The organism is Bacteroidota bacterium (assembly GCA_039111535.1).
GTDB lineage: Bacteria > Bacteroidota > Rhodothermia > Rhodothermales > JAHQVL01 > JBCCIM01.
In genome coordinates, this window is sequence record JBCCIM010000005.1 from 67,011 (window position 1) to 75,396 (window position 8,386).

The 8,386-nt window shown below is 50.1% G+C and carries 7 protein-coding genes; 4 read left to right on the top strand and 3 right to left on the bottom strand.

The features are described from left to right. Nucleotides 1-194: 194 nt before the first annotated feature. Nucleotides 195-557 carry an STAS domain-containing protein gene (locus tag AAF564_01685; protein MEM8484224.1) on the top strand — a complete coding sequence of 121 codons (363 nt, stop codon included), beginning with the start codon at nt 195-197 and terminating at the stop codon, nt 555-557. Between the two features lie 129 nt (nt 558-686). Here AAF564_01685 and AAF564_01690 read toward each other — a convergent pair whose 3' ends face one another. From AAF564_01690 to AAF564_01700, 3 genes are all read right to left on the bottom strand, one after another. Beyond that, complete coding sequence (locus AAF564_01690) at nt 687-1,691, bottom strand: glutamine synthetase beta-grasp domain-containing protein (GenBank protein ID MEM8484225.1); 1,005 nt, start codon at nt 1,689-1,691, stop codon at nt 687-689. Nucleotides 1,692-2,051: 360 nt separating this feature from the next. Continuing rightward, a complete protein-coding gene (locus AAF564_01695; protein MEM8484226.1) occupies nt 2,052-2,540 on the bottom strand; it encodes an Lrp/AsnC family transcriptional regulator in 489 nt (162 codons plus the stop codon). Nucleotides 2,541-2,737: 197 nt separating this feature from the next. After that, nucleotides 2,738-3,718 carry a hypothetical protein gene (locus AAF564_01700; GenBank protein ID MEM8484227.1) on the bottom strand — a complete coding sequence of 327 codons (981 nt, stop codon included), beginning with the start codon at nt 3,716-3,718 and terminating at the stop codon, nt 2,738-2,740. A 636-nt stretch (nt 3,719-4,354) separates the two neighbouring features. On the opposite strand from AAF564_01700, the gene AAF564_01705 reads away from it, so the two are divergent. The 3 genes from AAF564_01705 to AAF564_01715 all read left to right on the top strand — a co-directional run. Continuing rightward, the gene (locus AAF564_01705) at nt 4,355-6,016 is read left to right on the top strand and encodes a DnaJ domain-containing protein (protein MEM8484228.1); all 1,662 of its coding nucleotides are present in this window, start codon (nt 4,355-4,357) and stop codon (nt 6,014-6,016) included. A 265-nt stretch (nt 6,017-6,281) separates the two neighbouring features. Then, entirely contained in the window at nt 6,282-7,076 is a 795-nt protein-coding gene (locus AAF564_01710) for a hypothetical protein (GenBank protein MEM8484229.1), read from the top strand. 864 nt (nt 7,077-7,940) lie between these two features. After that, nucleotides 7,941-8,386, top strand: a 446-nt coding sequence (locus tag AAF564_01715) for a restriction endonuclease (GenBank protein MEM8484230.1), incomplete at its 3' end; no start/stop codon positions are given.

An 8,386-nucleotide genomic window follows, 5' to 3' on the forward strand; every position in this document is an offset into this window, starting at 1 on the left:
AGTACTGCTGTGGTGTGCTTTTATAGTTGTGCAAGTGCCTTGATCGGCATTCGACGCTCTACCTTCGGCACTAATTCCACCCCCTATTGCATGATAGAAGGATCTGGAGAATGAACCTGCATTGCGGGATTTCTTGTGCTTTTGTGTAGAGAGGGATACCATCCGCAAATCCTAAACAGTCAGTGAGGTACACCATGCCGTTCTCTATAGATACATCACAAGCCATTCCCGTTGTTTATCTCGAAGGTAGATTTCTGGGGAGCCTTGAGCGCGAAGCGTTCCATGCGATGCTGGGAGAGTGCCGGGAGGCAGGAAGCCATCGGATTATCGTCGATTTTTCCAGAACAGATTTTATTGACTCTTCTGGTATAGGCGCCCTTATAGGGGGATTGAATACGATGCGAACACTTGGTGGGGATATCCGGCTTGCAGGCATGCACCAGCGCATCAAAAATATCTTCCTGATGAGCCGGCTTCTAGGCAGCGTGTTTGAGCAGTTCGAGAATGCAGAACACGCAGCGCTGAGTTATGACAAAGACGCCAAGGTGGCGCTTTAACCCTCTCATTTGTTACTGCCATTTGTTACCGCATGGAGCGACCCAACGGTAACAACCAACAGAAAGGGCGCGACCGTATTTATGGTCGCGCCCTTTCTGAATGTATTGCCGTCAGTTTTGGAAATTAGCTTACGCTTCTTTACAGGTTTTAATGATGGCAGCGGCAACTTTGTAGGGATCCGCGTTGGAAGCCGGCCGGCGGTCTTCGAGGCGGCCTTTCCAGCCATCTTCGATGGTGCCCACAGGAATACGGATGGATGCACCGCGATCAGAAACACCGTAGCTAAACTTGTCGATTGACTGTGTTTCGTGCGCACCGGTGAGGCGCTGGTCGTTGTAGGCGCCATACACATTGATGTGGCGCTCGATGTTGCGACCAAACGATTCGCAAATCTTGATAAAGGTGTCCTCTTTGCCTGAATCGCGCATGTCGCCATTTGAAAAGTTGGCGTGCATGCCTGATCCGTTCCAATCGAGGGCGCCGAGTGGTTTCGGATGCCAGTTGATGCCGTAGCCGTATACTTCCCCTGTACGCTCAAGGAGATAGCGGGCCACCCAGATTTCGTCGCCGGCGCGTTTTGCACCTTTTGCAAAGATCTGGAATTCCCACTGACCAGCAGCAACTTCAGCATTGATGCCTTCTACATTAAGGCCAGCAGCCAGGCAGAGGTCGAGATGCTCTTCTACGCAGTCGCGGCCGAAGGCATTGTTTGCACCAACAGAGCAATAGTAAGGGCCTTGTGGGCGAGGATAGCCGCCGGCAGGGAAGCCTGGTGGCAAGTCGGTCATAGGATCCCAGAGGAAGTATTCCTGCTCAAACCCAAACCAGTAATCATCGTCATCGTCTGCAATGGTGGCCCGGCCATTAGAATCGTGTGGTGTACCGTCGGCATTCAGTACTTCCGTCATCACAAGGTAGGCCTCTTCACGGCCGGGGTCTGGAAAAATAGCAACTGGCTTCAGCAGACAATCTGACGAGCTGCCATCAGCCTGCTCAGTTGAACTTCCGTCAAAAGACCACGTGGGGCACTCTTCGAGGGAGCCGCCAAAATCTTTCCTGACCATCGTTTTGGAGCGGAGGCTCTGGGTTGGTTTGTACCCGTCGAGCCAGATGTATTCAAGTTTTGAAGCCATTTGAGGTAAATACAGTTGATCTTGTTATAAGGGACGTTGCCGGTCGCGGTGTTTGGTGTGGATAGACGCGGCACGCAAAAAACGCGTATTGCCCGGTGGGATTGCTCTTTTTAATCACATCCGTGCCGGGAGCTAAATAAATAAGGATGTAACGGGGATTAATATAGGTATTTATATCTTTTCGAGCTAAAAAAACACAAGTCTATTATCTGATTCTTCAAATTGAAAGATATGATAAGTTGCTGTGCCTAATATATTTAGGCAAATCAAACAAGTTGCTTTTTAGAGAGGCTACAAACACAAAAAGCCAGCAGAAGCCGGCCTTTTCCTAAAAAAATGACGTTCCAAAGGCTTGGGCGCCTAGTTTGAAGATGTCTGCACCAGTAGGTTGATGGGCACAACATCGAGGCTCCGCGTTTCTTTGTAGGTGCTAAGCACGATACTGGTGGAAGTCCCGTGTACAGCAGGCCAGGCCTGAATTTTAGCGAGGAGTAGCTCGAGCGAGGTGGTATTCTGGGTTCTCACCTTGAGAATGTGGGATCCTTCACCAGTCACAGAATGCACCTCGAGTACCTCAGTCATTGCAGAGGCTTTATCCACAAAACTGTCATAGTCAGAGGAATTGTCGACCGTCACCCGAATGAATGCGGTAATATCAATATGTAAGCGCTTTGCATCCACGACGGCATGATAGCCCTTGATGACACCGCGCTCTTCCAATTTGCGCATGCGCTCGCTGACAGAAGGTACAGACAGGCCAACTTCTTCAGCGATACGATTTCGCTTCATACGCCCCTGCGTTTGCAGCAGCATGAGAATCTTGGCGTCGATCTCGTCAATCCGCTCCATTTCACAACTTCCTTATTAATTTAGATGAGAATATCAAAGTACGCTTGCAGAAGGACGTATGTCAATACACCACCTAAAAAAATACACTGTTGCTCAAAATTTAACAGGGACCGGTAAATAAAAAACGGGAAGTCCGGGCGTATGGCCCAGGCTTCCCGTTTCAAAGTTTTCAGCAGTTTCTGCTGACAGGTGCCGGCTTACGAGTGATTTTTGAGGTAAACCAGCAGCTGTGACCGAGACAGTTTGGTAATGTATTCGAGGATGTTGCGGTGCTCCTGGCTGTACGATCCGCGCGACAGGCCCGGGATGTAGTACTGCAGTGCATCGAAGTACGACCCAACTGGGCGCGCATCACGAACAAACTGAGAGGTCAGGATATCCTGAACGGTACGGAAATACGTTTCGAAAGTAGACATACAAACCTTGCCTTTCTTCACGTACGAGTCGTGCATGACTGTCTGCACTTTCTGTGTTGCATGCTGGATGGCCTGCTCTACCTCTTCAGGGCGGAGGACCTGATCCGGGTCTTCAACAACGCTGCTCGTTTCACCAACGTGAACATAAGCGGCGCGGATTGCCTGGGCGAAGCCAGTAACCGGATACGCATTGCAATAGTATGGGTGCTCTCCGATAAACTCGATAAACGAAGAAACCAGTTCGTGTGAGCTTGCAGAGCGGCACAGATAAGCGATCAAATGCGCCTCAAGCACCTCGACCGGCGCAATTGGCAAATTATTCATATCGCTTTCCTCTTTGCCCACAATGAGCCAGGCACTGCCATTATAACGCGTCATCTGGAGGCCTGTGTCAGCCTTTACTGCATCCTTGATGTTGCGGATAATTTTGGCAAGTGTTGGGTCTGCTTCTCTGTAGCGCCGGAATAATCCTTCATTAACTTTACTAAAAATTAGGCGCCGCAAGATGATGTAGACTTCCTTGTCATTTGCGTCTCTCCAGTCAACAGAATTGAAATACTGCTGGAGAAGTTTAAAGCCACCCTTCTCATTTCGTTGAAAGAGATCAGCGAAACAATCGAGCGCAAGGTCTTCGAGCGAAAGACCAAAGAGGTGCGGTAAAAGGTAACCAGAACGGGCTTTTTTCTGCAAATAGGCCAGAGCCAAACGATAACATTCGTCAACTAGCTCATTTACAGCAGGCCGTTCAGGCTGATCGCTCAAGGTCGAGTTTAAAATATTCTTGATTTTCAATCTTCTTCAATCGTAATAATGTGGTGAGCAAATCTTTTTTGAACGCGAATACATGATACCATCAAGTGCAGGGAAATTTTTAAGTATTGACTACATCCGGCTATGTACCTTTGGCTGTAGTTGGTTGAGCTTTTCTGCAGTCAATGAATGGGTTTGACTTGATTTCTCATGCCCCTTCGATAGCGTTCACAAAGGGTCTTGTATCGTAGTTCGCAATCAAACCCTGAAACGGATGCAGAATGTCACAAAGCTGTGTTTATTCAGTCGAAACTCTATTGTATTTTATTTCAAATGCTGTTATGCTATAGGGCCGACGATTTGAGAGAGGAAGACAAGTAACTTTTTGCTTATCTTACAAGACGTGCTCCTCCAGGCCTAAACTCGGAACCGAACATCCAACTTACCTCCGTGGCTGTTTTGATCTGGGACGAGTATAGCGTGCAACGTACAGCCAGTGTACGTATGTGCTGCCTCGATCCTGGTTACAACCTCCTGTCTGGGAAGAATTGAACCAATTCCAAGGGTATCGCTCGCTACTGTCGATACTGTTAAAAAGCCCTTTTGCCCAATCATCAATTTGCCAATATTGATGTTGCTGGTGTTTGCATGAAGCAATACTTCGAAATATTAGAACTGCAGCCGGGAGCTACACCCGACGAGGTAAAAACTGCCTACAGGGACCTGGCTAAAGTCTGGCACCCTGACCGGTTTAAAACCGACTCTCCGCGCCTCAAATCCAAGGCTGCAGAGAAACTGGCAGAGATCAACGAGGCCTACGAAAAAATCCGGGCTTACCAGGCACGCCAGAAGGCGCGCAAACAGAACGGTGAATCACAGCGTCCATCCTCTCAAAACCCTAATCACACGGGATATCGGCCATATTCACCGGGTTCAGCTCCGGGGAACGGACAGTCATATTCGGGATATGCGCGCCCCACACCCAATGGCCGGCCACAACATCGCCGGCCCTCGAGCAACGGTTCAGCACGCTCCCAGTCTAGCACCTATCGCAGTAGATCGCGGCATCATGCCAGCTCTCGTGCCCGTTCCAATGGCAACAGTAGCACAAATCATTCCTCAAAAGGTGCACAGGCCTCCGCCCATTCACCTTTCCGGCAACAAACAACCACGCCAACACACACGCTGGCCCGGCGCAGGCAAACGTCAATCCAGTACGGCAAATACGGTAACCACAATTACACCTATGCTTACAAGAAGCGCCGGCGCGATAAAAACTCAATGGCGATCTATCTGGCTGCAGGTGCACTCCTTGCCATTGCAGTAGCAGGCATCATCTTCTTTTTGCGGCAGTCGGAAGCGCCGCCGCCAACCCTGGCTGATTATCCTGAAGTAAGCAGTTCAGTGAATGCAACAGCCCGGCAAAACACAGTAAATGAGGCGCCGGCAGCAGCTGAAGCAGAGCCTTCTTCGATGCCACAAGAGGCAAGCCTGGTTTCTGCGACCCAGCGGCCCATCAATCCGAAAAAAATTGCTGACCGGCAAGCACCGGCCGGCTTCTTTACGCTAGGCTCTTCGAAATCTACCGTAATTGCTGTGCAAGGGAATCCCGAGCGCACAACAGACGAACTTTTCCGCTACGGCTTTTCTTCTGTATTCTTTGAAGATGGAGTTGTTATCGGATGGCACCAGGCGCACAATGCGCAGTTGATGGTGAAAATGGTGCCACGCAAAGCGTATGAAGCTGCGTTTTTCACCCGCGGCTCAACCCGCGACGAGGTTGTGGCCATTCAGGGCACACCTGATCATTACCGGGACCGTGGCCGCGAATTGCGCTATGGTGAATCGCGCATCACCTTTGAAAAGGGCCGCGTGGTCAGCTGGCATCAGCACGTAGACTCGCCCCTCAAGGCGAAGTTGTTGCCCAAAGTATACTCGAGTGCCACGCACTTTACCCACAACTCAACCCGCGATGAAGTCCTGTCTGTACAAGGTACGCCAACCCATTTTGGGGAGAACACCTTCCATTACGGGTACTCTACCGTACAATTTAAAGATGACCGCGTAACAGGGTGGAACCAGGCCGCTTCTTTCCCGCTGCAAGTTGAGCTGAAGCCATCCGTGCCGACGAGCACCAAGTACTTCACCAAAGGCTCCTCTCGCGATGAGGTGATTGCCTCACAGGGTACGCCCGACCAGTACAGCGACCAGATTTTCAAATATGGACAATCGTCTGTTTCGTTTGAAAGCGGCCGCGTGGTTAGCTGGTATGAATCGGTTGCTTCACCGTTGAAAGCGCGGCTAGAATAGACGTAGCCGTTTTTTTGAGCTTCCGTATTTTCGGGATTTCGTTTTTTCCTCTTCTCTTAAGGCTTGATGCTGGCCGCCGTGGATCATACGCCTCTTTCCCTTCCCATCTGGCAGCAAAGCTAATTAAAAAGTAAGCAAACGCTTTACCTTTCCGGGCCGGCGCCGATACCGGTTCTAACGCCAGACATACACCGTTCCAGTCTCAACACACAAGCAGTGTGATGCACATAGCTGCATTGCGCGCACATCAAATTGTGCCAAAGACATGGAAGATCTGGTCATCAAGGTTCAAGAATTGGAGTCTTTGTACAATGCCGTGCTCGATGCAACCATCGAAGACGGAGATGTTGAAAAGGCTCACGAATGCCTGAAGGAGTACCAGCGGGTACGCCAGGATATCAGGCTGCGGCTGTTTTCCAACTCGGTCATGCATCTGCCGGAAGTGGCGGACAAGAAAATCCTGACCCATCTACAGCTGATCAGCTCTGGGGAGGATTTGCCAAATCCGTTTATGAAAGGCCTGTTTCAAGACGAGCTGGACATGGAGCGAATTCGTGACCTGAGCGCGGAGCACTTCTTTTCGTGGTTTGATCCATACGACTACATAGAGGAGCTGTACAAAGTAGGCTCATTGGTGGTGGGTGCCGGCAGCTACCCAAAGCACCTGGAGTCGCTGGTGGGTGAATTGCGCCACTGCTTTGTATTCAAACAATACCACGCCACCTACGCCCTGTGCAGAACAGCATTGGAAATCAGCATCCGTGACGTATTTGAGCAGCAAGGCCTCAACGATCCCCATTCTGACAACTACATCTACGTAGAGCAGCGCATCTCAAAGTCGAACCGCCGCTGGTTCATGGATGCCCCCGATCCCTCTCTGGCCCAGATGATTGGCATGTTGTGCCTCCTGCGCCTGTTCAGGCACTTAAAGATGGAGCTCCGCAACATCGTATCGCGAGGCAATGATATTATCCACGGATTCAAGACCGCAACCCGGGAAGATTCTGAGCGGATGATGCGTAGCACGCTCAGGGCTATTCACGACCTTTACGAGGTTTAAGGTTGCTGATTAAAGGTTGAAGGTTTGTTTACCTTTACGCCCCACGCAACATCCGTCATTCCCGCCCCTGATCGGGAATCCACCGGCATGGCACCGCGAAAACCGCACAAAAGGAAACGCAGTCCCGAGACGCGAGTATGATTCACCATCCAATTGGGGCCCGTAGCTCAGCGGTTAGAGCAGTGGACTCATTAGGGGCAGACCAATAGCTGCTCCTGGTGCCCTTTCTGAGAAATCAGGGAGTGCGCAGCGGGTGAATTCAGGGAAACCTACGTCGAAAGATACGGCAATCCTGAGCCAAGCCGGCGAAGGCTAGCACTTAGGTGCAGTAACCGGAAGGTGCAGAGACTAGATGGTGAGTAAGCCAGGCAATAAACCATCACTAGCGCCCGCCGCCCTAACGAGTAAGACGAGGGTGATGATATAGTCCTACCCTACGTGGAAATGCGTAGAAGGTGAATCCATTGGCCGTAGGTTCAAATCCTACCGGGCCCACTATTACCCCTTGTAAGTCGTTGTGCTGCAAGGGGTTAGTTGTTTATGGGTACAACATAGGTACAACAATTTGCCAAATTGCTAACACGAACCTTGTTTTTAACCCCATCGTTAGCTATTGCATAATAAAGGCGCACAAGCTACATTTTCAACGTCTTCAAATGTTTTAGATGTATGCTTATTGCACTTCAGGAGACTATATATTTTTATTTATTGGGACCGCTGATTGAAGTATCATTTTGTCAAAGCCAGATATAGGGAGATTAATACTTCCTATATCTATCGAAATACCAACTCTAGCAAGCTTTGATTTTTTTGTAACACTTCTACCTTCCCTACGGTCGGCATTCCGCTTATCAATCTTTCAGCATGGAGAACCCATTCTTTGACCATCCCATATTAAATTCCCCTTATGACTATCCATCCAGGCACTGGGAACTTGATCATGATGGGCAGCCTACACAGCAGATCATTCCTCGACGCCGACGCGCTGAGTTCATTACGCCGATCCCCAAACCTCGCAAGCGTAAGCATGCAAGCCAGAAGGAATTAGCGTTTGATGAAGGGCGGGGAATTTCAAGCGAAGCACAACGATACGACCCAACATCTACGATTAATGCCCTCCGCCGACAGGTCGACGAGTGGCGTATGATTCCCGATTCCAGCAAATGGCGAGTAACTCCCGAAACCGCACGTTTGCTTCAGCACTGGCGGCAACATAAGTTTTCTAGTATTCGCCCCTTCTTCTGTCAGATTGAAGCTATCGAAACCCTGATTTGGCTTACCGAGGTCGCTCCTAAAATCGGTGTTGGCCG

Coding starts and splice junctions, on each gene's coding strand:
- AAF564_01685 (MEM8484224.1), top strand. CDS start 195: ATGCCGTTCTCTATAGATACATCACAAGCCATTCCCGTTGTTTATCTC.
- AAF564_01690 (MEM8484225.1), bottom strand. CDS start 1,691: ATGGCTTCAAAACTTGAATACATCTGGCTCGACGGGTACAAACCAACC.
- AAF564_01695 (MEM8484226.1), bottom strand. CDS start 2,540: ATGGAGCGGATTGACGAGATCGACGCCAAGATTCTCATGCTGCTGCAA.
- AAF564_01705 (MEM8484228.1), top strand. CDS start 4,355: ATGAAGCAATACTTCGAAATATTAGAACTGCAGCCGGGAGCTACACCC.
- AAF564_01710 (MEM8484229.1), top strand. CDS start 6,282: ATGGAAGATCTGGTCATCAAGGTTCAAGAATTGGAGTCTTTGTACAAT.